Origin of the sequence: Streptomyces sp. NPDC051909 (genome assembly GCF_040681095.1) — a bacterium.
In the GTDB taxonomy this organism is placed as follows: domain Bacteria; phylum Actinomycetota; class Actinomycetes; order Streptomycetales; family Streptomycetaceae; genus Streptomyces.
Map to the genome: position 1 here is coordinate 33,378 of NZ_JBFAYA010000032.1, position 26,134 is coordinate 59,511.

18 protein-coding genes and 7 pseudogenes are annotated in these 26,134 nt (G+C 66.8%); 10 read left to right on the forward strand and 15 right to left on the reverse strand.

Annotated elements, in window-relative coordinates; genetic code table 11:
- Positions 1–292: 292 nt before the first annotated feature.
- Positions 293–1,027 (forward strand): annotated as a pseudogene (locus AB0M18_RS32480) (site-specific integrase); the annotation flags it as partial.
- Positions 1,028–1,120: 93 nt separating this feature from the next.
- Here the strand turns inward: AB0M18_RS32480 and AB0M18_RS32485 are convergent.
- Together AB0M18_RS32485 and AB0M18_RS32490 are read right to left on the reverse strand one after the other, a co-directional pair.
- Positions 1,121–2,404, reverse strand: coding sequence for an MFS transporter (locus tag AB0M18_RS32485; protein ID WP_365764393.1), 1,284 nt, complete (start codon positions 2,402–2,404; stop codon positions 1,121–1,123).
- Positions 2,401–3,792: an MBL fold metallo-hydrolase gene (locus tag AB0M18_RS32490; protein WP_365764395.1), complete on the reverse strand. Its 1,392-nt coding sequence runs from the start codon at positions 3,790–3,792 to the stop codon at positions 2,401–2,403. The genes AB0M18_RS32485 and AB0M18_RS32490 overlap by 4 nt, the downstream gene beginning before the upstream one ends.
- Before the next feature lie 69 nt (positions 3,793–3,861).
- On the opposite strand from AB0M18_RS32490, the gene AB0M18_RS32495 reads away from it, so the two are divergent.
- Positions 3,862–4,527 (forward strand): metalloregulator ArsR/SmtB family transcription factor, encoded by a 666-nt coding sequence (locus AB0M18_RS32495; RefSeq protein WP_365764397.1) that lies wholly within the window; start codon positions 3,862–3,864, stop codon positions 4,525–4,527.
- The gene (locus AB0M18_RS32500) at positions 4,524–4,841 is read left to right on the forward strand and encodes a sulfurtransferase TusA family protein (protein WP_365764399.1); all 318 of its coding nucleotides are present in this window, start codon (positions 4,524–4,526) and stop codon (positions 4,839–4,841) included. Before AB0M18_RS32495 ends, AB0M18_RS32500 begins: the two co-directional genes overlap by 4 nt.
- Before the next feature lie 11 nt (positions 4,842–4,852).
- Here the strand turns inward: AB0M18_RS32500 and AB0M18_RS32505 are convergent.
- The 12 genes and pseudogenes from AB0M18_RS32505 to AB0M18_RS32560 all read right to left on the reverse strand — a co-directional run.
- Positions 4,853–6,146 (reverse strand): annotated as a pseudogene (locus AB0M18_RS32505) (transposase).
- A gap of 381 nt (positions 6,147–6,527) precedes the next feature.
- A complete protein-coding gene (locus AB0M18_RS32510; protein ID WP_365764401.1) occupies positions 6,528–7,424 on the reverse strand; it encodes a hypothetical protein in 897 nt (298 codons plus the stop codon).
- A complete protein-coding gene (locus tag AB0M18_RS32515) occupies positions 7,385–7,915 on the reverse strand; it encodes a DUF4158 domain-containing protein (RefSeq protein ID WP_365764435.1) in 531 nt (176 codons plus the stop codon). Before AB0M18_RS32515 ends, AB0M18_RS32510 begins: the two co-directional genes overlap by 40 nt.
- Positions 7,916–8,278: 363 nt before the next feature.
- Entirely contained in the window at positions 8,279–8,995 is a 717-nt protein-coding gene (locus AB0M18_RS32520) for a DUF6882 domain-containing protein (protein ID WP_365764403.1), read from the reverse strand.
- Between the two features lie 95 nt (positions 8,996–9,090).
- Positions 9,091–11,604 (reverse strand): DUF4132 domain-containing protein, encoded by a 2,514-nt coding sequence (locus AB0M18_RS32525; RefSeq protein WP_365764405.1) that lies wholly within the window; start codon positions 11,602–11,604, stop codon positions 9,091–9,093.
- Entirely contained in the window at positions 11,604–11,891 is a 288-nt protein-coding gene (locus AB0M18_RS32530; protein WP_365764407.1) for a hypothetical protein, read from the reverse strand. Before AB0M18_RS32530 ends, AB0M18_RS32525 begins: the two co-directional genes overlap by 1 nt.
- A gap of 807 nt (positions 11,892–12,698) precedes the next feature.
- Positions 12,699–13,295: a Tn3 family transposase gene (locus AB0M18_RS32535; RefSeq protein WP_365764409.1), complete on the reverse strand. Its 597-nt coding sequence runs from the start codon at positions 13,293–13,295 to the stop codon at positions 12,699–12,701.
- Between the two features lie 10 nt (positions 13,296–13,305).
- Positions 13,306–14,352: pseudogene (locus AB0M18_RS32540) on the reverse strand (Tn3 family transposase); the annotation flags it as partial.
- Positions 14,353–14,446: 94 nt separating this feature from the next.
- Positions 14,447–14,682, reverse strand: a pseudogene (locus tag AB0M18_RS32545) (IS110 family transposase); the annotation flags it as partial.
- Positions 14,683–14,717: 35 nt separating this feature from the next.
- Positions 14,718–15,170 carry a transglycosylase SLT domain-containing protein gene (locus tag AB0M18_RS32550; protein ID WP_365764411.1) on the reverse strand — a complete coding sequence of 151 codons (453 nt, stop codon included), beginning with the start codon at positions 15,168–15,170 and terminating at the stop codon, positions 14,718–14,720.
- Positions 15,171–15,224: 54 nt separating this feature from the next.
- On the reverse strand, positions 15,225–15,764 hold the full coding sequence (locus AB0M18_RS32555) for a M23 family metallopeptidase (protein ID WP_365764413.1): 540 nt from the start codon (positions 15,762–15,764) through the stop codon (positions 15,225–15,227).
- Positions 15,765–16,347: 583 nt separating this feature from the next.
- Positions 16,348–17,372: pseudogene (locus tag AB0M18_RS32560) on the reverse strand (IS30 family transposase); the annotation flags it as partial.
- Positions 17,373–17,820: 448 nt separating this feature from the next.
- Here AB0M18_RS32560 and AB0M18_RS32565 point away from each other — a divergent pair.
- The gene (locus tag AB0M18_RS32565; protein WP_365764415.1) at positions 17,821–19,119 is read left to right on the forward strand and encodes an amidase; all 1,299 of its coding nucleotides are present in this window, start codon (positions 17,821–17,823) and stop codon (positions 19,117–19,119) included.
- A 49-nt stretch (positions 19,120–19,168) separates the two neighbouring features.
- Here AB0M18_RS32565 and AB0M18_RS32570 read toward each other — a convergent pair.
- Positions 19,169–19,836: pseudogene (locus AB0M18_RS32570) on the reverse strand (IS5/IS1182 family transposase); the annotation flags it as partial.
- 461 nt (positions 19,837–20,297) lie between these two features.
- Between AB0M18_RS32570 and AB0M18_RS32575 the strand changes: the two are divergent.
- The 6 genes and pseudogenes from AB0M18_RS32575 (at position 20,298) to AB0M18_RS32600 (ending at position 25,627) form a co-directional block, all read left to right on the forward strand.
- The gene (locus AB0M18_RS32575; RefSeq protein WP_365764417.1) at positions 20,298–20,510 is read left to right on the forward strand and encodes a hypothetical protein; all 213 of its coding nucleotides are present in this window, start codon (positions 20,298–20,300) and stop codon (positions 20,508–20,510) included.
- A gap of 78 nt (positions 20,511–20,588) precedes the next feature.
- Entirely contained in the window at positions 20,589–21,056 is a 468-nt protein-coding gene (locus AB0M18_RS32580) for a transposase (RefSeq protein ID WP_365764419.1), read from the forward strand.
- 449 nt (positions 21,057–21,505) lie between these two features.
- Positions 21,506–21,919, forward strand: a complete 414-nt coding sequence (locus tag AB0M18_RS32585) for a MarR family transcriptional regulator (protein WP_365764421.1) — start codon at positions 21,506–21,508, stop codon at positions 21,917–21,919.
- A gap of 1,078 nt (positions 21,920–22,997) precedes the next feature.
- Positions 22,998–23,456, forward strand: a complete 459-nt coding sequence (locus AB0M18_RS32590; protein WP_365764437.1) for a DinB family protein — start codon at positions 22,998–23,000, stop codon at positions 23,454–23,456.
- Between the two features lie 206 nt (positions 23,457–23,662).
- A pseudogene (locus AB0M18_RS32595) lies at positions 23,663–24,413 on the forward strand (transposase family protein).
- Positions 24,414–25,423: 1,010 nt separating this feature from the next.
- Complete coding sequence (locus AB0M18_RS32600; protein ID WP_365764423.1) at positions 25,424–25,627, forward strand: hypothetical protein; 204 nt, start codon at positions 25,424–25,426, stop codon at positions 25,625–25,627.
- Positions 25,628–26,134: the final 507 nt, after the last annotated feature.

Genomic DNA, 26,134 nt, shown 5'->3' on the forward strand with positions numbered 1-26,134 from the left:
AGGCAAGCTCTTCGGCGACGACTTCCCTCACACGCTCACCAAAGGTGGAGACAAAGTACGCACTCCTCATGTCGGCTGACGGCCAAGGGGTCTGAGGAACATCAATGTCAGATCGTGCGCTAAGCCTCCGTCGGTCCTGGTGGGCGTCCGGCGGGTCGTTGGCGGCAGGACCGGTCTGAAGTCTTCCCCCATATAACACCCCAATATCTGCGCTATCTTGATCTGTCACCTGCGGTGGCGTTCTCCGGCCGCTGCGCGAAGCGGCCCTGTTTTCTGCGGCAAGGGGAAGACGGTGCCCACGCTCGTCCGCCTGCCGACCGGGAAGGCGGTGACCGTCCGGACGGCGGCTGACCTGTTCCTCTACTCGCTCGGTAATCCGAACACCGTCCGGCACTACGGCATCGCCGTCGGGAAGACCGCTGAGCGCCTCGGCGAGGGCAGGCCGCTCGCCTCTGTGGAGGACGCGGAGATCGGCGAGGCGCTGGAGCTGCTGTGGGGCCGCTCGGCGGTGAACACCTGGAACGCCCGCCGCGGCGCGGTGCTGTCCTGGATGGGCTGGTGTTCCGAGCGCGGGTACGAGGGTCCGACGGTCCCGGCCTGGGCGAAGCGGCTGGCGGTGCCGGACTCCGAGACTCCGGCCCGCTCGAAGATGGCCGTCGACCGGCTGATCACCCGGCGCGAGGTCCACCTGCGGGAGAAGACCCTGTGGCGGATGCTCTACGAGCCCTCGGGCCGGGCGGAGGAGATCCTCGGCGTGAACATCGAGGAGCTGGACTTCGCCGGCAGACGTTGCCCAGTGAAGGCGAAGGGTGCCCGGACCAAGGCCCGCCTTCGCGGCCAGGTCCGCGATGACTACGTGCTGGAGACCGTGTACTGGGACGCAGGCACCGCCCGGCTCCCGCCCCGCCTGCTGAAGGGCCGCACCCGCGGGCCTGTGTTCGTCACCCACCGCCGCCCGGGGCCCGGCAAGATCGTCAGCCCGCGCGACGTCTGCCCGGACACCGGGTTCGCCCGACTCTCGTACGGGCTCTGAGAACGAATCCGGGGATCGGCGAGGGTCCGGCGACCCGTGATTGATCTTGCTCGCGCAAAGGATGGTTTGTTGAAGAGCGCCGGACTACTACGGTGTGCCCGGCCGCGGGTGGGTCTCGTACATCCGCACTGCGACCATGACGCCTGCGGCGGCGGTGAGGGCGGCGACGGCCCAGACGGCGGTGGTGAGGCCGTAGGCGTCGGCGAGGGCTCCGGCGAGGAGGGCGCCGACGGCGAAGCCGCCGTCGCGCCACAGCCGGTACACGCCGACCGCGCGGGCGCGCCAGGCGGGGTGGGCGACGTCCCCGATGACGGCGAGCAGGGTCGGGTAGACCAGCGCGGTGCCGGCGCCGAGCAGGACCTGGGCAAGCGCCCAGACGGGGAAGGTCGTCCCGGCGGCAACCAGGCCGATCGCGGCGGCCTGCAGCAGCATGCCGGCGGTAATGAGGTGCTTGCGGCCGATCCGGTCGGACCACCAGCCGGTCGCGATCTGCCCGAGGCCCCACACCGCGGGGTAGAGGGCGGCGAGCAGGCCGATCTGCCCAATCGACAGGCCGTGGGCGGCGAACAGCAGGGGGAAGATGCCCCAGGCGAGGGCGTCGTTGAGGTTGTTGACCATGCCGGCCCAGCTCGCGGAGGACAGGGCCTTGTCGTTGAGGCTGGTGGTGCGGGCGATCTGCCGAGTGGTCAGCTCACCGTGATGGTCGAGGTTGGTCGGAGCGGGGTGCAGGGCGGCTTCGGCGCGGGCGTGCTCGCGTGTCTCCCGGACGGCGAGGGCCGAGAGACCGAGGCCGAGGGCGGCGTACGCGATGCCGAGGAAGAACGGCTCGGGCCGCAGTCCCCAGTGGGCGGCGATCGCGCCGGTGGCCATCGCGGTCCCGGCGACGGCGAGGTAGCCGGCGGCCTCGTTGAAGCCCATGGCGAGGCCGCGGCGGGCGGGGCCGACGAGGTCGATCTTCATGATGACGGTGGTCGACCAGGTCAGGCCCTGGTTGACGCCGAGCAGCACGTTCGCGAACACCACCCAGCCCCAGGAGGGGGCCCAGATCAGCAGCAATGGCACCGGCAGCGCGATGATCCAGCCCGCGACGAGGACGGGCTTGCGGCCGTAGCGGTCGGAGAGGGTGCCGGCGAAGAAGTTGGTGACCGCCTTCGTGGCGCCGAACGCCACGATGTAGGTCAGGGCTGCGGTGTAGGCGGAGAGGTGGAAGGTCCGGTCGGCAAGCAGCGGCAGGACGGTGCGTTCCTGGCCGAGCATGCCGCCGACCAGGGCGTTGACCGCGACGAGCAGGGAGAACTGGGCGAGGTTGGCGCGCAGGCCGAGCCGGATCCCGCCGGGGGCGGGGCTGGTGGCGTGGTCGGTGGTGGTCACGAGCCGTCCTCCAGCGCCCGGCCGGTGGCCTTCGCCCAGTCGCCCGCGCCGCTGGTCAGCACCGCGAGATCGCGGACGCCGCGGGCGGCCAGCAGGCTGGCGGCGGTCATGGCGCGTTCACCGTGCCCGCACATCACCACCGCCCCGTCCGCGGCTACCTGGCCGTTGGCGGCGAGGTAGCCGAGCTCGGTGTGGGTGGCGCCGGGGATGTGCCCGGCGGTGAACTCGGCGTCCTGGCGGACGTCCAGCACCGGCCGAGTGTCGACCTTCTCAGCCGTCACCAGCTCGATCGTTTCGATCGGGCCGCCGTCGGCGCGCCAGGCGTCCATGCCGCCGGCGAGCTGTCCGGCGAGCTGTCCGGCGAGCCGGTCGTAACCGATCTTGGCGGCCTGCCAGGCGAGTTCGGCCGCATCCTGGTCGGGACCGAGGACGACGACGAGTGGCAGGTCTGGCGGCAGCAGCCAGCCGATCCAGGTCGCGAACGCGGGCCGCAGCGGGTTGGAGAGGGCGCCGGGGATGTGCCCGGCAGCGAACTCGGCGACCGGCCGGGCATCCACCAGGCAGGCACCCTCGGTGAGCAGGGAGTGCACCTGAGCCGGGGTCAGCGCATCGAGGCCCGGTGCGGCGGTCAGCAGGGCGGGGCCGCGGCGGTTGAGCTCGCCAAGCCGGTCGAAGTAGGCGGGGTAGGAACCGAGCGAGCCGAGCAGGGCGCGGACAAAGGTGTCCTCGTCGGGGGCGGCGAGCAGGTCGTTCGCGGCCTTCTGGGCGCCGATAGTGGTGGTGCGCTCGGCGCCGGGCGGGGCAGAGCAGAACGAGCCTGCACCGTGGGTGGGCCACACCGCGGTCGCGTCCGGCAGGGTCGTCAGGCGCTGCAGCGAGCGGTACTGGGCACGGGCAAGCTCCTCGGCCCGGTCGGCGCCCAGCAGGTCGGTGCGGGCGGCGGAGCCGACGATCAGCGAGCCGCCGGTGAACACCCCGAGCTCCCGTCCGCCGTCGAGCAGCAGGAAGGACAGGTGCTCGTCGGTGTGGCCGGGGGTGGCGAGCGCCCGCAGGGTCAGGCCGCCTAGGTCGACCTCGTCGCCGTCGCCGAGTGCGGTGTGGGGGAAGGCGCGATGGCCGGCGGCGGAGGCGAGCACGGTCGCGCCGTCGTCGTGCGCGAGCTGTAGGGCGCCAGTGAGGAAGTCGGCGTGCAGGTGGGTGTCGGCGGCGAACGTCACCGTGAGGCCGCGCTTCGCGGCGGCGGTCCGCAGGGCCCGCAGGTCGCGGGCGGCGTCGACGGCCAGGGCCCGGCCGTCGCCGAGGTCGACCAGGTAGGCACTGTTGCCCAGCCCCTCGTCGACCAGGGGTATCAGGTGTTCGTCGGTGAAGCCCATGGCGTTCTCCAGCATCGCGGCGAGGCGGGTGGCACCCCACCCGGATTTACTAATACAATATTCCATGGATTGATGGAGGATGCCATGGGAGACCCCACCCGCAAGGCCGCCCTGTTCGACGCGCTCGCCACCACTGGCAAGGCACTGTCCAACGGCAAGCGCCTGGAACTACTCGACCTGCTTGCCCAGGGTGAGCGCAGCGTCGACGCCCTCGCCAAGGCCGCCGGCCTCGGTCTGACCACCGCGTCCGCGCACCTGCAGACCCTCAAGCAGGCCAGCCTGGTCACCACCCGCCGCGACGGAGTGCGCATCCACTACCGGCTGGCCGGCGACGACGTCGCCGCCTTGTACGGCCTGCTGCAGCAGGTCGCCCGCGCCCACCGCGCCGCCACCGAGCAGGCCCGCGCCGCCTACCTCGGCCCAGAGGACACTGACCACCTCACCCGCGAACAGCTGCTGGAGCGGGTCAAGGCCGGCACCGCCACCATCATCGACGTACGGCCCGCCGAGGAGTACGCCGCAGGACACATCCCCGGCGCCCTCTCCATCCCCCTCGACGAGCTGGCGGCGCGCCTGGCCGAACTCCCGGCCGACGCCGAGGTCGTCGCCTACTGCCGGGGCACCAACTGCGTCCTGTCCCACGATGCCGTCCGTCTCCTTACCTCCAAAGGCCGCGGGGCCAAGCGGCTCGCCGACGGCATGCTCGAATGGCGTCTCGCCGCCCTGCCCGTCGAGGCGGGCGCCGCATGACTGCTGTCCCCACCGCCGAGGACGGACCGGTCGTCGGCGAGCCGGTCGTCGTGGATGGCACCGGCATGCTCTGCGTCACCCTGCTGCTGCGCCTGCGACGGCGCATCGCCCACGCCCCAGCTGGCACCGTCGTCCACGTCATCGCCACCGACCCGGCCGCCCCGCTCGATCTGCCCGCCTGGTGCCACCTCACCGGCCACACCTACCTCGGCCCCATCCCTGATGCCGAGGGGCGCGATGTGTACGCACTGCGGCTGGCCGGGGACCCGAGGCCTACCAGACCCGATGCCCCCTGGCACCCAGCAGCTGGCTGACATCGCGTCGTCTACCGATCGGCGTCGTCCTTGTCCGCCGACGGTTCACGTAGCGGTCGGCGGCCGGCTTCGGCCGGGCGGAAGAACGCGTAGCGTCCGAGGAAGTTGATGTGGTCGAACTGGAGCGGGGAGAGACGGGCGAGCAGGTCGTCGGTGACGGGGAAACCGTCGGCGGCGAGCTGCTCTGTCGAGGTAGAGGCTGTTCCACAGCACGACGGCGTTGAGCGCGAGGCCCAGAGCGCCGAGCTGGTCCTCCATGCCCTCGCGGTAGTGCTGGCGTAGTTCGCCGCGCTGGCCGAGGAAGACGCGCCGGGCGAGGCGGTGGCGGGCCTCGGTGATGTTGAGCTGCTTGCCGATCATGCGGCGGTAGCCGTCGTCGGAGATGAACTGCAGCAGGTGCAGGGTCTTGAAGATCCGGCCGTAGTGGGCGAAGGCGTCGCCCAGGCCTGTGGGGCGCCCGTCGCGGGAGAGCATGCGGATCATGTCGTGGCCGCGGACCTCACCGAGGGTCAGGGAGCCAGCCACCCGCAGCATGTCGCCCCAGTGCGCGCGGATGCGGTCCATGCGCACGGTGTGCCGTGAGGCGTCCTGCAGCGGCCCGTAGTCGGCGCTGGCATGGGTGCGCCACTGGCGGGCGTCGGAGATGTCGGCGATCCGCGGGGAGAACTGGTAGCCGCAGATGGCGAAGAGGCCGAAGACGATGTCGCTGTAGGAGGCGGTGTCGGTGACGACGGTCTCCGGCTTGGGCCCGCCGTCGCGGCCCAGCAGCGCGTCGAGGATGAACAGCGAGTCGCGCAAGGTGTCGGGCACTACGACACCGCCAAGGCCCTTCACCTGGTCGTTGACCACGTTCAACCAGGTCGCGCCCTTCTTCCGCAGGCCGAAGTACAGGGGGCTGTAGCCGGCGTGCAGGGTCTGTACAGGCACCGTGAACACGCCGTCGGCAGAGGCGACCAGCCCGCCGCCCCAGGCCCGCACGATGTCGACCTTGGCCTGCGCGCCGATCAGCAGCCCGTTGGCGACGCCGATGGTCTCGGCCCGCACGTACCCCTGGCCGATCCGGACCAGGCGGGCGCGGGTGAGCGCGGGCACGTTCGGCTTGGCGACCGGGGTCAGGCCGACGTTGCAGGCCTCCGCGAGCAGCAGCGCGCACACGCTGACCTCGAAGTCGTCCATGTGCGGATCGGCGCCGGAGATGTGGGTGAACGCGCTGGTCATGCCGGTCAGCTCGGCGACCTCCAGCAACAGCTCGGGGAAGTCGACCTTTGGCAGCATGCTGTTGCCCAGCTGCCGGAAGGCCGGCATCAGGTTCGGCTCGGGGGCGGGGCCGATCCGGTCCAGGTACAGCTTGCCGTCCTTTTACCGTCACCGCGCTGTTGGTCGGCAGCCCGGCGGCGACCCGGTGGTAGGCGCCGTGCAGGGCAGAGGCGAGTTCGGCCAGGTGCGTGGCGGGCTCCGCCTCCAGTCCCAGCGCCGTCAGCACCGTCGTCTCGGCGCTCTCCCATCGGTCTCCGGCCAGCAGCTTCGCCCGCGGGTCACCCCACCGGTCCCCGTCCCTGGCGAACACGTCCCGGCGCCGAAGCGCCCGGTGCAGGTGCTCCAGCACGCAGAACGAGTACGCCGCCTTCTCCACACAGCCCGGCTCGGTGTCGGGGTTGGCGAACACCAGGCGCCGCCACGAGCCGGTCACCAGCTGCTGGTCGACCTCGGAGGGGCGACCTTGCGCCGGCCGACCAGGTGCGGCAGCTGCTTGAGCGCCTTCACCACCGGGGTCCCGGTCGACACCGCGCCGAAGTCCACGGTGTCGACCAGCAGCCGGATGAAGCCGCGCACCGTCCCGTACCGGGAGGCCAGCGCGGCCCGCCACTCCGCATCCTCATCACCGTCGCCGTCCGGCACACACTCGGCGATCACGGCCAGCGCCTCCGCGAGCTTTCCGCGCGGCACCACCTTCTCGATCGCCTCCCAGGCATCCAGCACCGAGGTCGCCTCACCGTCCGCGGTGGCCGGGGCGATGCCCAGCAGCACCTCCACCGCCTTGGCCACCCGTCCAGCGGCCTTCCTCAGCTTCGGCAGGTTCTTGAGCTTCTCCTCCCGACCGAGCCGCTCGGCCCGAGCCAGCAGCCGACTGCCCATCAGGACGTCGAGCAGGTCCAGGGCATCGTCCACCGCCGCGGTCTCGCCGCACCGTGGCCAGTATCGTCGCGGTCTTCCGGGTCTCCTCCAGGTCACGAAGTGTCGGGCCTTCGAGCCCATCCCGTACCGGGCCAGCGCCGCCATCCGTGCGGGCGGCACCGCGCCGACCTCCACCAGGCCCGCACCGAGCGAGCGCACCTCCCGAGCCCGATCCAGGGCCTCGCGCATCGCGGTGCCCGACACCCGCACCGGCCCGGTCCGCAGCCGTTCCAGCTCCGAGACCCGCTTGCCGGTCGGCACCCTCAGCAGTTCGCGCAGCGCCTGCCGCAGCTCCTGCGGCACCGCGACATCCAGCGTCCGGTGCAGCTCGGCCATCTCCTGCGCCCTCGTCTCGGCCACCAGCCGCGTCAGCGTCGTGATCCCGGGCAGCAGCACGCGGTTCTCCACCAGCCACACCACCGCCCGATCGAACAGTGTGCCCGCGGCCCCTCCACCAACGCCCACACCCGCGCCGCCAGTAACGCGCGGACCTCCTGCTCGGCGGCGGAGAACTCGCGGTAGCCGTACTCCTCGCGGATCTCCCAGCTGTGCTCGTACGCCGTCTTCGGCCGACTGCCGTACTCGGCCAGCACCTGCGGCTCCAGCCCAAGCTGCTCGGCGACGAACGCCACGGTCGACACGGGCACGCCGGCCGGGTCATCCAGCAGGAACGTGCCCAGCATCCGCACGGTCCCCCACTGCACCGCCCAGCCCAACCGGGTCGCGTCACGCCGCTTGGCGGCCGCGAGCTCCCGGGCCCGGGCGTCGAGGCGAAAGAACTGCTCCAACTCGCCCGGGGTGGGCACGGCGTCGAACCGACCGTAGCGGGAGACCTGGTCATCAGAAAGGAAATCAACTGGTATGAGCCGGAACGTAGGCTCGCTGACCAGGCCAAACAGGCCGAGTCACCGAACCGGTACAGAGATCACCGGCCTACCGCCAAAACTCGGACCGATCCTCCCCGAGGGCCAGCTTGGGCCATCTGCCCGAGGTTGCCCCGAAGAGTGCAGCGCGCGGCGCACGGCCCTCAGGACGCCGATCGGCAGTCCTTCTGACTATTTTTGGGTTCTCGCCATGGAGGTGCTGCCTGGCTGCCCCCCCCCGATACGGCATTGGTTCCTCAGGGGAGGCGCCCCGGCAGGCCTCCGGCCTGACCGCCGGAGGCTGCCTCGCCCGGCGTTGCCTGGTTCAGGATCTACGGACGCGCATCCGGTACCTCGCCGACCACAACCGCTGGCCTCCGGCTGGTCTTGTGATGGACGTCAGAGAGTTGTGGCCGGCGCACCGCTGTTGATGTCTATTGAGGCGATGCGGTCCAGGTCGTCGAAGGTGACCTCCACTGTGCCGCCGTCGGGCAGTCCGGCGGTCCACTTGCCGTCGGTGCGGCGCTGAGGCAGGTCGTGGTGCGTGAAATAGCCGTCCACTACCGTGCGGGCGGAGCGGCCGAACAACCCGGCTCCGGTGAGCAGTATCCGGGGGACCGTGATGATGTTGGGCTCGGCACGAGGAACCTGCGAGTCGTTGGGGAGCATGTATGCACGGGCCACAGGGCTTGCCTGGACCCCCACATAGCCGTGTGCGCCGAGGACACCCATCGCGGAGAGCGCGAGCATCTCGGCGGCACGGCGCGGGTCCTCGAAACCAGCGAGGTGTATGCCCTCCTCGGTGAACTCGGCGATGCCCTGCTCCTGCCCGTGGGCGCGTACCGCCTCCGCTGCGGCGATCACCGGTGTGCCACGGAACCCGGGGTTGGCCCAGGCCCACAACCAAGACCGCTCGTTCGTGTCGAAAGTGCCGAGGAGGGAGATCCTCAGTTCCCGGCCCGACTGCCGGAACAGGCACTGGTCCAGATCCACGCTCCACTCGCCCATGGGAAGGAACTCGTTGAAGGTTTCGAGTTGCTCCGTCCCCCATGCAGCATGCTGCTCGGCGAGTCGGAGAAAATTATCACTGAAGGTGCTTCTCGGGTCATCGTGCATCGTAATGATTCTTTTCCTTGCAGGTTTGTTATCTTGCGCGGTCATAAATGCTGAGGATGCAGGAGTTCCAAGTTTCCCCGCATATGAGCCGTGTCTTACTTAAGCTGGCTGAGAATTGCGGGATCGGTGATGACATGATCATGGGCCAGCATGATGGCTTTGCTGAGGATGATGGCCAGCATGCGGTCGCCCTCGAACGGGATGTGGGCGCCATACGTGGGAGGGGCGTTGCCGGGCAGGGGGATGATGCACAGGTAGGTGTCATTGGGACTCATGAGGATGTTTCCCGAGCCGAGGTGGATCCGGTAGGTGTGCAGGGTGCCTCGGACCTTGAGGAATCGTCCGTCGATGCTGCACTGGCCGGCGATGCTCAGTCGTGGCAGCAGGATGTCGAGAAGCTCTTTTCTGGTCTGTGCCGTGTGGGAGAGGTCTCCGAAGGCGTAGGCGTTCCAGTAGTGCTGGAAGCGTCCTTCGGGTCCGCCGTCCTGCCAGGTGGGGTCGTTTCCGATGCTCGCCACGCCGACGAAGAGGTCAACGTCACGCAGGACCTCGCTGAGGACCAGGTCCGGGATCTGTTCGAGGGGCAGCGGCTCAACACGCTCGGACATCTCGTAGGCGCCGCCACTGGCGTGGGCGTAGTTCTGTGGCGCACCGAGCGGGTAGAAGCGGACTTGGTCCGTGCGGATGATTAGGAAGCTTCCCGATTCTGCGATGTCATCGTCGATGCCTTCGACCCAGTATTCGCCGCGCAGTCCCCATGCAGCCAGATCGATGGTGGCGGGAGGGTATACGTCGTCGACGGCCATGCGCAGTTTGTTGCGCCACCCTCGTGTGGCGGCGAGGGTGTTGAACTGGTGCTGGCGCAGGATGTGGGCGGCGAACCGGTTGGAGTAGTTGTGTGTCTGACGCTCTGCGTTGGTGAGCCGGTATACCTCGCGGTGTGCCTGTTTGAACGGCTGAGTGATGCCGTGCCGCTGCAGCCAGTTCCGCCAGGCCAGGACATCACCGGCGCCCTGGGTGATGGGATGCCACAGTTCGACGTGTGCGTCCGGTGTGACCTGGGGCGGGCTGTTGTCGAGGGTGCACCACTGGCCGTCGGCGTATCCGAAGGCACGGCCGTCGATGCTCCACAGCAGCCGCCGGGCGAGAGTGCCCAGCAGTGGATGGTCCGCGTAGCGCTCGCGCCACACGGACAGAGGCCACGTGCGGCGCGAAAGGAAGAGGCGTTCCAGTCGGGCGCTCTGGGCAGAGAGCATCTTGTCGATGTCTTTGACTGATGCCCTGAGCGCTTTCACCTCGACGGCGTGGTTGCGCCGTACCGCAGCCGGCACGGTGTTGGTGATCCTGCCTGTCTTGTTGCGCCATGTCAGGGACGCTTTTCCCTCCTGCACCGAGATGAGGGCGGTGGTGTCTCCCAAAGTGTGTTCGCCGTGGCCAACGCTGGTGAGCCCATAGCTGGGGAGGGCGAGTTCTTCCATCTCCTCCCGAGATACGCCCATAGTCGTGGCACGGGATTCCAGGGCTGCGTTGACGAGCTTCAGCGTGGCCTTGGAGGTCAGGCGAGCGGACAATCGTGCCAGTTCACCCAGCGATGCTTCGCCTTCAAATTTGGAGAGCGTGTAGACGGCAGCGTTCGCGACTCTGGTGTGTCGCGGCCCATGCCCCGGAACCTTACGCAGGCAGAATTCCACCAGCTGGCCCAGGACACGCGCTGAGTCGGCGCTCTCCGGGGTGAGCGCGAGGAGCCAGACCAGCCCCCGGACGGCCACCGCGTTGTACGGATCAAGCATGCCGGGGAAGACATCGGTCATGTTGTAGACAAGCGGAACCGAGCGTGGCTGGTCAACCATGCTGAGCCAGGAAACAACCGTGGCGTGAACCGTCTCCGGGCCGATTTCGTCGATGCGCGCCTGAGCCTTTTTGATCCAATCAGCGGTCGGCCGCACAGCGGTCGCCGTCAGCGCATGCTCCAGCAGCGGCCACCAACTGGCGTGCAGACCGGGAAGCTCGGCGAGCACTTGGTCGGCCCATGCCTCCCCCGGATTCAGCACAAGATGATTCACCTGATCCTGGCTCAGGCGCCTGATTCCCCGCGGCTTCCAGCCATCGCGCCGTACCGTACGGCGAAGCGTTGCAACAAACGAAACAGACGGCATCACACCTGCCGCCAGCTCGGAGTCCTTCTCGACAATCCTCCACAGCTCATAGGTATGGGGAGTGCCCAGCGTGAAGCTCCGCCCCAAATCATCCACTTCCTGCAGCCTTCCCGCCAAAGAACGGCAGCTTGGAAGACCACTGGCCAGCAGCTCCTTCAGGAGCAGCATGCGACCCCACAGCGAACGTTCATTACCTCGGCAGTCCTCCTCGGACCAGCCGTAACGTATCCACTGCTGCATCACCGTCGCCCGATACAGGTGGACTATGTCATTGCCCAGCTTCGCGGCGTTAAAATCTGACAAGGAAAGCAGTACATCAACAAGCTCGCGACCATCGTCCAGCTCGTCGAGAACTACGGCATCCAAAAGTTCCGGCGCCAGGCGGTATGTGTCACCCTCCGCAGCATACCGCGAAACCATTTCCAACCTGTCCGAAATCTGTAGGGAAGTCATCAGCCACCTGCCAGAGGCACAAGCTTCAGGAAAGTGATCTCCTCATCTGGCGACAGGACCACCTCATCGTCCAGATCGTCAATTTGACGATCGCCTACGAGGACAACGAAACCCTGATGCTTGAATGCCTCCAGCGCCAATTCGAAGGCATGCTGCGGATCCCCTGGCCGAGCGGCACCCAGCTGCCGCGTACTTACCTCCTTGCCGGTAAGCACACTCCCCCCACGCTGACTGACTTCGTCGAACACACGACGCCGGAGAACCTCTCTGAGGGTCACCTGTTCCACGGCCGGTATCGGCACACGCTCGCATGGCTCCTCGACACGAGTGGACTCCGTCTTAGGATTCATCATGGCGAAGAACATAAACCCTGCCACCGACAACGGCCGACAGAGCCCCCGACCCACAGCACCCTCCGCGCTGAGTAATTTTTGCTCAATAAACGGGTGGACCGTCGCGACTAAAGTCAAGGACCGCTGCCGTCAGCGCCCTGGCGATCTGTGTGGTACTGGCGCCCATAAAGGTGCTTAGCCGTCCACCACCGCCATTCATTAGTCGGCAGCGCGGGCACGTTCGCAGGCAGCACGAGGGCGTCCAGCAGCCGCCCGCCCGGTAGGCTGCTGCTTCCCGGTAGCCGACAGCTCCGCCTTCAGATGCGGCCGTTCTTCCGCCACCAGCGGTTCTGGCAGTCCCAGAACCATCCCCGCTTCTTGGGCGCCGCCTCCGGGTGACCTTCGCGGCGTGGCCGCAGTCGGGGGAGGTGTAGGAGCCCCGGTAGCCGACGTCTTCCCGGCCGACGGTATCGCCATTCTTCCACTTGGGCAGGGAGATGCGATTCGCAATCCGTTCTTCCCACTTCGTACCCGGCCGGGCACCGTCACCAACCTGAGTCTTCGGCGTCACCTTGTCCGGTGTTAGCCCGCTGTTGCGCTCCTGCAACCACGCCGCCGCGACCTTCAGTTACTCCTCGGCCAGCAACAGACCTATCGAGCGCGGCCATGCCGTTCCCTCTCAACACTGGGCCAGGCCGCGGTCCGGCGCCCCACCCTGGTCAAAGATCCAGCCGCCCGGAAGCGACGCCGGGGGTGGGGTTTTCAGGGTGCCGCACCGGCCGCCGACTCTGGGGTTTCCGCCTCGGCCCCGGTGCGGGGGCCGGGCAGCGTCGCCGTAGCGGAGGCGAGGTCGAGGTGGGAGTTCATGTCGAGCTCGAACCGGCCGTAGGGGTTGACGTGGGTCCAGAAGAGCCGGGACAGGGCCCGCCGGTCGGCGTCGGTGAGCCTGTTCTGCCATTTCTCCTCGCTCAGGATGTCCTGGAGGAGCAGGGTGTTGACGTGCACCAGCGCCGACTGGAGCAGGTGCAGGGCGAGCATCGAGACCTCCTGGGACTCCTTGTCGGAGCCGGTCAGGTCGCCGTCCTTGCCGTAGAACAGGTCGTGGTTGGCGCTGTTCCAGTTCTCCACGACCTGGAGCCCGTCGTTGATTTCGCGCCGCAGGTCCGCGTCGGCGAGGTAGTCGCAGATGGAGGCCGTACGGACCGCCCGCCCCAGTTCCTCGATCGCCCGGTAGGTGGGGTGCTTGGGCCCGCCGCGCGTGAAGCGCCGCAGGACCTGCTCGGCCTCGGCGGTGCCCAGGCGCAGGGCGGTGGTGCCGGTCGATCTCCACGTCCGTGCAGTGCCGCAGCACGCCTTCAATCATCGCGGCGACCTCGGAGGCCGAGCAGGACTTGAGCTGTCTATAGACGCACAACGACTTCTTCTCGACGTGCCAGTAGATCATCACCCCGGGCCCGCGGTAGCGCTGGTGCCACTCGGTCATGAAGTTCGAGGACCAGGAGCCGAACTTCTTGGAGTCGCTCGCGCAGGCGGTGCCCTCGCCCCACCACGCCTGATCGCAGGCGGCGAAGGTGGCGTTGACCAGCCGCACCAGCGCCGCGCGCAGGTTGGTCCGGTTGACGAACAGGTGCCGCACCCGCCGCAGGACGGCCTCGCTCTGGCCGTGCTTGCCGGTGACCGCGACCCGCTTGATGCCCATGTTCGTGCCCAGCGCGAACAGCACCAGCAGCAGCCGGCGCCGCAGCACCGCCTTCGGTACCGCCTCGCGTGTAGCGACCGAGGCGAACTCGCCGGTGAAGCCGGTGGCGAACTCCGCCTCCTTGAGGATGTCGATCAGGTCGATGGTCCCCCAGCGGCGTTCGATCACCAGGTTCTCCGGCTCCTCCTGCTTGCCCAGAGGAGAGACCTTGATCCACGGCTCGCCGTGCCGGCGGACGATGTCCACCCCGCCCGTGGTGCCCAGCTCCAGCGCCGTGTTGAAGCGGCTCAGCGCCTCGCGCAGCCGCTTCTCAAGGGCCCCGATGAACTTCTCCGGGTCTTGCGGCTGACGGATCGCGTCGTAGTGGACATCGCGGTTATCCTCGAAGTCCGGCGGCAGATCGTCCTCCGGGTTCTGCCACCGGTTCGGGCCCGGCACCCAGATCTCCCGCCGCCGCAGCACGTCCCGCAGCGCCACGAGCACACACAGCTCGTACGGGATGCGCTCGACCCGGCCGTGCTCGTCCACGACCGCCTTGCGCCACTCATCGCGCACCACCCCCGCCAGCGGGATCTTCTCCGCCTCGTCGAAGAACGCGCCCTCCCTGGCGACGGGCTGATCCCGATACCGCTTGAGCAGGTCGATGGCGTCCATCACCGGCCGGTAGGCGGTGTTGTTGCACTTCAGCTCCAGCGCGTTCAGCAGTGGCGAGAGCATCCGCCGCCAGTGGTTGGAGTACGACGACCGCAGCACCGTGCGCACCCGGGCCCGGTAGCGTGAGCAGACTGGGGGCGCGGGGGCCCTCGGCGGCGAGATCCAGGAAGCGCAGGGTACGGGGCATGGCGCCGGCTGCGTCCGCGATCACGGCCACGTCCATCGCTTCGCCGGGAAGGAGATCCGACGCATCGCGAGTCCGGGAAGGCAGGCGGCCCGGCAGCCCGCGTCGCGGACCACGGCCGGCGGCAGAACAGCGATGGAGGCGGACTGGTCCACGACCAGCAGAACCCTGCCGAATCTGTCGCGAGGCATGCCGAAAACCGCCCGCAGCCAAACCCATCCAAAAATCGCCTGTCGGACAAGACCTAGTAAGCCGAGAATACATTGTCGATCGTTCCATAGCGGTGAGCCGCATAATTGCACGCGGCAGTGATGTTCGCGACTGGGTCGTAGACATCCCATGAGGTGCCATTGACATGGTAGGCATCAAAGGTCGGTGCGATGACTTGCATCAATCCCTTGGAGGGGATACCCGCCTGGGCATTAGAGTCCCAGAGATTGATAGCGTGCGGATCTCCGCTCGACTCACGCATTATGTTTCGATAGATACCTTCGTAGCTTCCGGGGATGCCATTCCCCTTCATGACGTCGAGTGCCTGCCTGATCCATAGGTCCAACTGGGCTCGGTCGGCGGGCTCGGCAGAGGCGGGCACCGGGACGGCCAGCACTGCGGACAGAAGCATCAGGAAGCCGATCAGACGGGCGCTCCACCGTCGGGTTCGACCCCATCGAAAATTGATTTTTCCGAATGGTGGCATATTTGTACTCCTCACCTTGGGCTTGATGGATGGACGACAGCCAGCACGGATCTGCTAAATCACGACGCCAATGCTGAGCAGGTACCGTAGGGGGTCAATGTGGCCGTAGTAATCGTTCGTGGCACGCGCCTCGAAGTGCAGGTGGGGGCCGGTGGAGTTGCCGGTGCTCCCCGAATACCCCAGGACCTGGCCGCCGTCGACCGCCTGTCCTTGGCTCACGGATACGGAACTGAGATGAGCGTAAAGGGTGTAGATGCCGTCGGTGTTTTGGACGATTACGGCATTCCCGTAGGCGCCTTGCCAACCGGCCGACACGACTGATCCGTCGGCGACCGCGGAAACCGGCGTACCGACCGGCACGGCGAAATCAATCCCCGTATGGAAGCCGGCGGCCCAGGCTCCCGGCTGTCGGTAGGGAGTGGTGATCAGTCCACCTGCGACAGGAACGGCGACGCTTCCTGGCTGCCGCGAGGCAGCCGCGCTCGGCGTTCCGCCTGACAGGGCGAGCACGAAGAGAACAGCAGACATCAGCGCACTGATGAGCAGGGCATGTCCGGGCAGAAGCTGAGTGAGCCTCATCATCGGGTGACGCATAGGGGCCTGTACCTCGTTTCAACGGCATCGCAAGTTCGTCGGCGGACCGGCATGTCCGGTGTTACCGCCGCCCTGTCAAGGCGTCACGGTCGGGCGCGCGGATGGCGGGCCCGACAGGGGGAGACGCCCCGCCTTGTGAACAGGGGTGGCCTGTCCTTGGGACCCCAGACGCAAATACGTGTCGGTCACACAGCTCTGCTGACGTGCTGGGACACACCATGAGAGTCCCGGCACCTTCCTTGATTCATGAGCAATTGGTACTTGGAGGGATGGATCACTCATTTCTGACAAGTACCGACTACCATGCTCAGGTGCTGTGGGAGCGCTTGCATGGGTGGCCGATGTCGTCACAACACCCGGAACGGGGCTGACGCGCTCTCGCAGTTGACCGTGCCGTTTCGCTCAGCGCTCTCGGGCCTTGACCCGGAATCTTGGACACGGGCTATACGGCTTGGGCCAGGGTAGTTGATGTTGTGTCGGGTGCTGTCTCGTAGGCGATGGGACTGCGTTATCCGAGGTGGAAGTGGCGGCATCGAATGTTGTGGCGGTTGAGCTAGCCGAACGCGTCCAGGCGGGCCTCGCTCGCGTGTGCCGGCATCTCCTTTCCGCGATCCCAGGTCAGGGACCGTGCCAGCCGCTCGGGCAGCGTCGACACCGTATGGGCGAGCGCGTTCTTCATCGTGATCGCTCCGTAACCGGCCAGCTCGGGAACACCCTTGACTGTGTGTTCGTGCCGGTATCCTTCCTCGCGCGGCAGGTGAATCAGCATCGTGAATCGAGTGGACCGCTCGACGACCGTGCCGATCGCGTACCGCTCAAGCCCGATGACCAGGTCCCCTTCCCAGTGACCTGGAACAGCACGGTCCTCGGCCTCGGCAGACCGTTCGTTGATCAACGCTGCGGGCGTCACGTGCGCCCGGGTCTTGCGGCGCGAACGAGCACGCGGGGCGCGCGGCGCGCGGCCCGTGCGAAGCACAGGATCAGTTCCCGCATTGAGCGCCCCGCGGCCCCGGATGTAGAGCGCCTGGTAGATCGCCTCGTGGCTGATGCGCATGGACTCATCATCCGGGAATCAAGCTTGGTCCGGTTCGCTATCCGCTCCGGACTCCATGCCCGCACGCACCCACGCGCGGTGCTGCTTGTTCCGCTCCGTCCACCCACCGGTCGCCGTCCCTGCGATCGCCTTGCCGCCGGGCGGGCTGATCTGTCTGGGCAGTCACTCCTGAACGTATACGTGCAACCGCGGATTGGCGACCAGCTTCGCCGTTTTCGGACGGCGTGCGGCCATGTCCGATTTCCACTGCGCGGCCGACGCCCAGTAGTCGAGCTTCCCGCCACTGGTGGCCGCGTCGCGCCGCAGCTCACGGGAAATCGCCCCCGGATCACGGCCGACTCGCCGAGCGATCTCGCGTACGCCCTTGCCCTGGGCTTTCAGGAGCGCGATCTCCTCCCGCTCGCGAAGCGACAAGTACCTGCCCGAATGCGCCTCGGATCGAACGGTCGCATGCCGTCACACCGCCGGTACCAGCGTGTGGCCACCGCCGGCGCCACGCCGACAACCCCGGCTGCTACCTCGGCGAGAAGGCCCTGGGCGATCTCGCCCCAGAACGCCGCTTCCACATGACGCTGCTCCTTCGGATGCCCCTGGGGACCTCAACTTCGGGCGCACCGCCATCCAGTGTCCTGTGTGTCCAGAGTCAAGGGCCAAGTGCCCACATCGCCGCCGGAAAACTTGCTTACCAGCTCGTTGCTGGAGTGTGGCACACGCCATCGCATGGCGTTGTCGTAGGCGAAACGTGCGAGTGAGGTCCGCGGCACTGAGACGTTCAGGCCGGCGTGGGGCGCCATCGCGGCAGGGGCACTCAGGGAGGTCGTTGAGTGTTGATTACTCAGCCTAACTGGATGCCGACGTCACTAGCCTTACGCAGTGCCATCCTGATCGGCGATCAGCGCTGCTGCATAGGAAGCTTGGGGGGACATGGTCAGGTGGGTCGGCCGCAGCGCCGTTGACATCGCCGATGCGGTGCGACGTGGAGAGGTATCGCCTCGCCAGGTCGTGGCCGAGCATCTGGATCACATCCGTGTGAAAGATCCTGAGGTCGGCGCGTTTCGGCGCGTTCTCGAGGCCGAGGCGCTGCGCGATGCCCAGGCGCTGGAGTGCCGAACTCATCTGCGCGCACTCCCCCTGGCTGGCGTCCCCGTGGCGGTGAAGGACAACCTGGCTGTCAAGGGTGTGCCCATCCGTCATGGCTCGGCCGCGACGCGTGAGGTACAAGCCAAGGACGATCACGTGGTGGTACGGCGACTGCGGGCAGCGGGAGCAATCGTCATTGGCGTGACGGCAGTACCGGAACTGTGTGTCTTCAAAACAACAGATGGTATGTTCGGCATCCCCCGCAACCCGTGGCTGCCCGCGCGCAGTGCTGGTGGGTCGTCTGGCGGGAGCGCGGCAGCGGTGGCCGCAGGGATGGTCCCGATCGCTTTGGGAAGTGATGGCATGGGGTCCATCCGCATCCCTGCTGCCAGTTGCGGTGTCGTCGGGCTTAAGCCGGGGCGAGGAGTCGTCCCTTCAGGGCTGGGCGTGAACGACTGGTTCGGAATGGCCGAGAACGGGCCGATCGCCTCGTGTGTTGATGATATCCGGCTACTTCTGGCCGTCATTGCTAACGAGGGTACGCGTCCTGATCATGCGGAGCCTGTGGGCAGACTACGGATCGCGTTGTCCGTCCGCACGCCGCTCCCCCGCCTCCCGGTCGCCGACCAACTCGCCGCTACGGTGTGGCAGTCCGGCCGCCTTCTCACCGCAGGTGGCCATCACGTGGTGCATGACGAACTTCCCTACCCACCTTGGCTCGGGAGCGCTGCCCTGAGCCGATGGACCGCCGGTGCCGCCGCCGATGCGAGGGGGCTGAATTTCCGTCTGCTCACACGACGCACACGCACACACGTCATGCTGGGACGGGCCGTCACCTCCGCCAGGTTCGTCCGACGAAACCAACAACTTCTCTGGCAGCAGCGGCTGGAGAAGTTCTTCACCCGTTGCGACGTCCTCGTCACACCCGCTCTCGCCCAGCCAGTACCGGTTGCCAAGGCCTGGCACACGGCGGGCTGGCCAGCCAATGTCCTGGCCAACATGCGCTTCGCACCGTTCAGCTATCCATGGAACTTGGCCGGCTGGCCAGCCATGGCCGTCCCCCTGGGCAGCTTTCCCAGCACGGGCATCAGCCTGCCGCGGTCCGTCCAGGTCATCGCGCCCCCTGGCGGAGAGGAACGGCTTCTTCAGCTCGCTTCCCAACTCGAGCGGGACTGCCCCTGGCCCCGGATGCCCATGGAGCCTTTTCCATCTTCGCTGTGAGCTGGGCGGATGCTGGGGTGGGGACGGCCTGGGCGAGGCTGATGGTGTGGGTGGTTGAGCGGCGGGGCTTGTGGAGGAGCCGCCAGGGCGTGAGGGTGGTTGGCCTGTCAGCCTGGGCCCGGTCTTCGGGTGGGACTGGTTGACGGCCTGCTGGCCTGGGGATACAGCGTCTCCCGCCTGCCGCGGTGGGGAATCCGAACCGTGCCGCCGACTCCTTGGTATTCCTTGCCGGCCCAGCGGACGATGGCTGGCCCCCGGCGGGAGCGTCGGTGACACGGTGCTGTCGGGCCGCGCGGACGTGATGGACGGTCCCGGGCGGAGCGGGGGACGCCCGCGGCAGTCGGCCGAGCGGATCGGCGACGGCCCGCGCGTTCATCCCGTGTTCTTTCTGTTTGGCCGGGCATAGCGGTCGGCTGGCGGCGCTGCGGCCGGGCGGCGGCTGTGTCCGGACCCCCACGGCGGGGGCGTGGGCGGCCGGGACGTCGGCGGCCCCGGTGACGCGGCGGGCGGTGGTGGTGATGATCCCGATCCCGGCCCGCGGGCCAGGCATGCGGATGACCGTCGCGGGGGTGGGTGAGGGGGAGCGGGGCCCGCCCGCCCCGTGTTCGGGCGCCGCCGCCCGGGTGCCGGGACGGCGGCGGTGTTCCCGCGGACGGGCGGTGAGGAAGCGCGGGGGGCGGAGCTGGACATGTCCAGCCCGGACGGGTGGACGGGCATGCGAAGTCTCTGGCGGGCACGGGTCCTTCTTGGCCGAGAACCCATCTGCCAGGTGCGCTCCCCATCCGTCAGCCGAACTGACCAGCCCAGCCCACAGGATGGAAAAGACTCAGTAGATTGAGTAGTTATCGCTCATTCAGCGATCCTCCGCCCCTGCTCGAATTGGCCTCGGCGAGCGTGAATCCCCCCGTCGCTCGCCACTGCGGGCTGTCCCTCCATCGGCGAGGTTCAGCCCGCTCTCTACAGGACAATCCATGAGTTTCCTGAGTCAACCTCAATGCCGCCAGGGGCTCGTCCACGGGCAGATTGGTCTTCCTGTTGGCTTGGTGCGTGGCGGGTCGCAGCAGACACGCGTCTCACAGCTACCGGGGCGATCGCAAGACGGAGGACACCTACGTCATCGCCGATCAGGCACCGATACGCCGGGATCTCCAGCCGCCGCGGGAGCGGACGAGATCGCCGTGGCCTCGAGGATCCTCACCGCCCGCCGTTACGACCTCGCCGCCGACCGCACCCGCGCCATCAACCGGACGCGAGCCCAGCTCCTGGAGTACTTCCCCGCCCTCGAGCGGGCTTTCGACCATGCCGCGTCCAAGGCCGCCCTCATCCTTCTCACCGGTCACCAGACACCCACCGGCCCGCGGCGGACCGGAGCGAGCCGGCTGGCGGCCTGACTGAGAAACCGCGAAGTCCGTGGCGCCCAGGCCATCGCTGACACCGCCGTCGCCGCCGCTCAGGCCCAGCACACAGCCGTGGCGGGCGAGAGCACCGCCGCGACCATGGTGCACACCCTCGCCAAGGCAGTGCTGACGCCGGACGAGGAGATCGCCGACATCGACGGGCAGATCGCGGCCCGGCTCGGCGAGCACCGCGACGCGGAGGTGATCCTCACCATGCACGGCATGGGCCCCTCGCCCGGGGCCGAACTCATCGCCCGCGCCGGCGGGGACATGGACGCCCTCGGCAGCTCGGACCGTCTCGCCGGGGTCGCCGGCCTCGCACCAGTCCCACGGGACTCCGGACGCGTCAGCGGCAATACGCGCCGACCACACCGCTACCACCGCCAGCTCTTACGCCTCTTCCGCCTCTCCGCCCAGATCGCCGCCCGTTTCCGCCCCACCTCGAAGACCTTTCACGACCACAAGCGAAACGAAGGAAGAGTCACAAGCAGGCGATCCCCGCCCTCGCACGCCGCCACCTCGACGTCCTCTGGCCGCTGATACGCGACCGTCGCACCTCCACCACAGCACCTCCAGCACCCGCCCACACACCGGCTTGACTGTCTCACTCCACGTCACCAGACCGCTTGACAAGCAAGATTGGGAATCAGTGATCGACATGGCGCGCCAACTCTAAAGATCCGCCGTGAGGGGACGTGAGGGGAAAGGACCCCGTAGCTCTTTGTTGAGTATCAATTACTTAAGCCGCGGGGCAGATTCGGTCGGTAGTGTTTTTGAGGCTGTGCTATTCGCACGGGGCGAAACTGAAATCCATTCCCTTCGGAGCCAGAAGCAGAAGCAGCGTTTTTCACCAAAATTGAAGGGGTGCAGGAGTGGGAGTGCAAAATCCAGGGTCTCCTTCAGGAAAGCTCCACGATTCCCACAAAAGACCGCTATCATCCGCTTCCAAGGAGAGAGAAGCGTGGACTATTCACCTTCAGATCTGCCGCATGTTTGAACATCTACTGTCGAACAAAATCGGTCCCCATAAAATAACTGTGAGTGAATGCGAGATCCTTGTTAATCTCACGGAACAACCAAGAGGCCGCATGCGAATGAGAGACCTCGCCGTGGCCACCGGGCAGACGCCCAGCCGCCTCTCGCATCAAGTCTCCAGAATGGAGAAGGACGGGCTGGTCTGGCGTGACAACGCCAGGGGAATTCTAGACAGCGCAGGTCGCGACAAGCGTGCGATCTACCCCTCCATTACTGACTTCGGGCGCGAAGTTCTTGAGCGCACCATCCCATCATACGAGGAGGCTGTGCGTCAGATGTTCATTTCATTCGTATCCGCTGAAACCCTATCCAACTATGATGACTTGTTCGGGGCATTGAGCGAACACTTGAGGAGAAGCCTGTCCTAGCATTACGGTGACGATTTCTTGTGGCACTGTTTCTTGGAGCTGGATGACGAGGGATGCGAGGGTGACGGTGCCGAGGGTAGATACAGGCGAGTTCTCGTAGCGGGTGGCGACGGACGGAAACCCTTTAGGCGCTTGATAGCGCGTTCGAGGTGTTGCGCTTCTTGTAGCGCTCGCTGTCGAAGCCGGCGGGGCGGCTTCCTCGGGATCCTCGCTTCTTGCGATATCTTTGCTGGTCGAGGTGCTCAGAGATGGTGCGTGGGATGCCGCGTCAGCCACCGCCGAATCAAGAACAGCCACCCGGAGCCCGGGCCCACTAAACCGCCGACGCGAGACCTGAGACCGCAAGGCGATGCCACATGGAGACCGCCTCACACCGGCCAAACCCCTCCGGCTGATCCCGCCACTGGCCATCCGTTCGCACCGGCACCATCAAGACCTGCCCGCCGGCCCACCCGCCCCCGTGTTCCCCCTACTCTTCACACCCGCCTGGTCAGCCTGATCCAACCTCGTGAAGCGATCGTTCGCCGAGCCGGCAGACAAGCGGATCGTCCGGGTGCCTAAATAGCGTTTCCGTTCTCGCCGATAAGCAGATCCCATGGCGTCTTGGATGAGCTGCAGGCAGACAACTGCTCCCCGAAGACGTCGGGCGACCTTCTGGAGAAATGTGGCGATACAGCCGCCCCTTCGAAGGTCCACCTGAGCAATGCTGTCAGGAGAGGAACTCAAGTTATAAGTAACGATTGCTCACTCTTCCGGGAGTCCACACATCCACAATAGGCAGAGAATTGCCCGATAAATGAGCTCTCGTGGTGCAATCGGCGCTGTCCTACTACGTACCCCCGGACAGAGGCCTTCCTCTCGGCCTAGTACACCTTCTGCAGACCGAGACATGGCTCGGGACTCCGCGAGAGTGATTTGGTGGTTCGGACAGCTCGGAAAATTGTCTCTGAATGGATCGGCGATGACAGGTAGCGAGTATCTGACGGGTAGCGTCTACGAAAATGCAGGTGGCGCTTCGGCTGATTCCCTTCTTCACCACCAGGCTAGAGTCCGCCGAAGCCTGCAGGGGTTGCGAGCCATGAAGGCAACTGGTGCGACTCTAGTCGAAACTTCGTGCCATTCATTGGTTCAACGAGGCCACTTTCCAGCCAACTCGGGGGAGCTTGATTGGACGCCCCGGCAGATCATGGGTCACTTGACGGATTCGGCTCGAGTCTTCTCCATGCACCTTCAGCGGATTCTCGACGAGATGACGTTGGAGCCGCTTGACTTTCCCTCTTTCGAACCGCTGGATGAAAAGCGTGTCGCTTCCTATGCGAAACTTCCGTGGGATCAGATGCTCGGCGAACTCATCCACGCTCAGGCGGAGCTACACAGCATGGTGACCGCCGTATCGTCGGCAGCAATGAGGCGCGTGGGTTTCGGGACTGTCGGCGGCGCTATTGCTGCTGACGAAATCGTGAGGTTCCTGTCCGGCCACCAAGATGATCATGCGACCCAGCTTGAAATGATCCTCGCGAATCTCACTGCTGCTTGATCGCAAGGGAGCTTCTCCAGTAGCGAGAAACCGCGGCAACAAACCGGCTGGTGACGTGCGCGGCCAGTCATCCGCTGGGTCGGTCACCACCTGTACGTCCACTCCGTGGCGGTGGTGCTTATTGAGCCTCTTTCATCCTGTCTCTGGAAGGATGAAATGGCAGGTCAGAGGGCTTGTCGGGACATGGCGAAGCCTCCGTCGTTGGTGTGGTGATTCCAACTCAGCACACCAACGGCCGGAGGCTTCGTTGGTGCCGTATTCTGCCATGTCCGCCGTCCCGCACGAGCTCGTCGAACACGTCTCCTGGCTGCTGTATGCCCGCCGACGGGAGATCAACTCGCCGTGGAGACGGCTCGGTTGCTGCAAGCAAGCCCTCCTCGTCCTGGCACACCTACGCGAGAACGAGACGTTTCGGCGGGTCGGGGCCGGTTTCGTGGTGTCGGAGGCGACGGCCTGGCGGTACGTCGACGATACGCTGAAGGTCCTGGCCGCGTGGGCGCCGGGCCCGCGCGAGGCCCTGGTCGGACTCGGCGAGGGCGACTTCGTCATCGTCGACGGCACCCCGATCCCCACCGACCGCGTCGCCGCGGACGAGCCGTACCACTCCCAGAAACACAAGACGGCATGAACGTCCGGGTCATCGCCCGCCCGGACGGCACGCCGCTGTGGTTCTCCCGCGCGCTGCCGGGCCGGACACACGACCTGACCGCGGCCCACGCCCACGGCATCGTCCAGGCCTGCCTCAGTGTGCGCACCCCTTACAAGAACCACCGTGAACAGCCCGAGCACTACCAGGAGTTCAGCCGGGACTACGCACGACTGCGAGCCCCCGGCGAACGTGCCTTCGCGCAACTCAAAGCCTGGCGACTACTACGACGGGCACGCTGCTCCAGCCGCCGCATCGGAACGGCCGTCCAAGCCATCCATACCATCCTGACCCGCATGTATTCAGGATGAAAACAGCTCGGTGAGCTTCTTCGGCCGTCACCGTCACGAGTGGCAACCCATGTCCGTTGACTGCCCTGCTCATCAGCGCCACGACAGCGTCTACTGCCGGCCCACCGGTCACCGGATCGGTGGGCCGGCTGAAGAAGCTCATTGATCAGAAACAGTTCTGGGTAGTTGGAGGGGTGTGAGTGATCTGGTGGGGGCGCGCGGTATATGTCGCCGTCGTCGCGGGAGGCCTTGTCGTTGCGGACGTGGCCGTGTTGGTGGCGGGGCGGGACCGTGAGGACGTGGCGGCGGTGTTCGGGAGGTCGCTGAGGGCGGTCGGTGGTGGTGGGCGAGGTGGCGGAAGGCGGTGGTCAGGCGTCCGCGTGGCAGGCCGGTTGGGGTGCGCCAGGTGCTCGGGGAGGCCGGGCGGGCGGTGCTCGGTCACCGGCCCCGTGACGTGGGGCGTCCGGACGAGCGTGCCGTGGAGCAGGGACCCTGGAGCTGTCCGGCGCTGGCACCGGGAGACGTGGCAGGGGATCCGCGCGAAGGTGAGCCGGGCGGCGGGATCCTCTTCGCCGGCCAGGCCGACGTCCGCTCCGGCCAGGTCACCGGCCGCACCGGGGGCGGGAAGGGGAAGACCCCTGGGATGCGGCGACGCGGAAACCCGGTTCCCGAAGAACGCGGTGCCGGCGATCAGCTCCAAGGGGCTGGACCCGCTTCATGGTCTTCACCGGGAGGTTCACCGCCGGGGTGACGCGCCGCTTCCCGGCCCGGCTCGCCAGCCTCTTCGGCCACAAGGTCCATCCCTCGCTCGCCGACGGGCACTGCGCCCCACCGCTCGAAGAAGGCCCGCGACTGGCCCGCCGCCCATCGGGAGTCTCCACACCCCTCAGATCTGCCCTGGGCAGTGATTGCTCAGGCCCAACATTCTTACGGTCCGCAACATGGAGTCGAGAAGAAGCAGATCGGACCGCCCTGACCGCGACTGATTCTCGTGTCGCAGGCAGGCCGCTCCCAGAACCTCGGAGGTCGGTATGCCCTCAGCCGAGAACCGCCCGCTAACCGCGCTGGACCGGTGTGACCGCTGCGGCGCTCAGGCGTACATCCGAGCAGTGCTCGGCCATGGCCGGGAGTTGGTCTTCTGCGTGCACCACGGCCGTCAGCACAGACACGCCCTGGAGTGGCAGGCCAGCCACATCCAAGACGAGTCACACCTGCTAGTCCAGTCGGTGAGATAGCGCCATGGGGTGCCAACGTCGCGACTGGGTGTTCCGGCTGACGCGCACACAGGATGTGGATTCACGGAGCGGTGCCAGTCGGCGAGTGCAGACGCGGTCTTCTGATGCTCATCGCCGAAAGCCGTCTCGTCGTCAAAGCGCCCGGATGCGGGTGCAGCCCCCGAGATCGATTTGGTGGTGGGTCGCAGTGATCCTCTTCAGAATGGCCACCGATCGGTTGACGGGCCTCTCGTATCAGCGCAGGTCAAGGGCTCTTCGGTCGGTCTCGGAGACCCCGGTTGAAGAAGCTCAGTGACACTTGCTCCTCCTGGTAGCGAGTGGCAGCGGCGATAATCCATACTGCGGCGAACAGCGCCGCGGAGCGACGACGTGTCCCTCGCAGTGACGGGGCCGGCCGGTAGCGGTAGTGAGATGGGCTTACTTCGCTTTGACGGACATCGGAGATCAGGGGCTTGGGCCCCGGAAGGATGATGTTCATCATGGAGAGCATGGGGAAGAGGAAGGCGC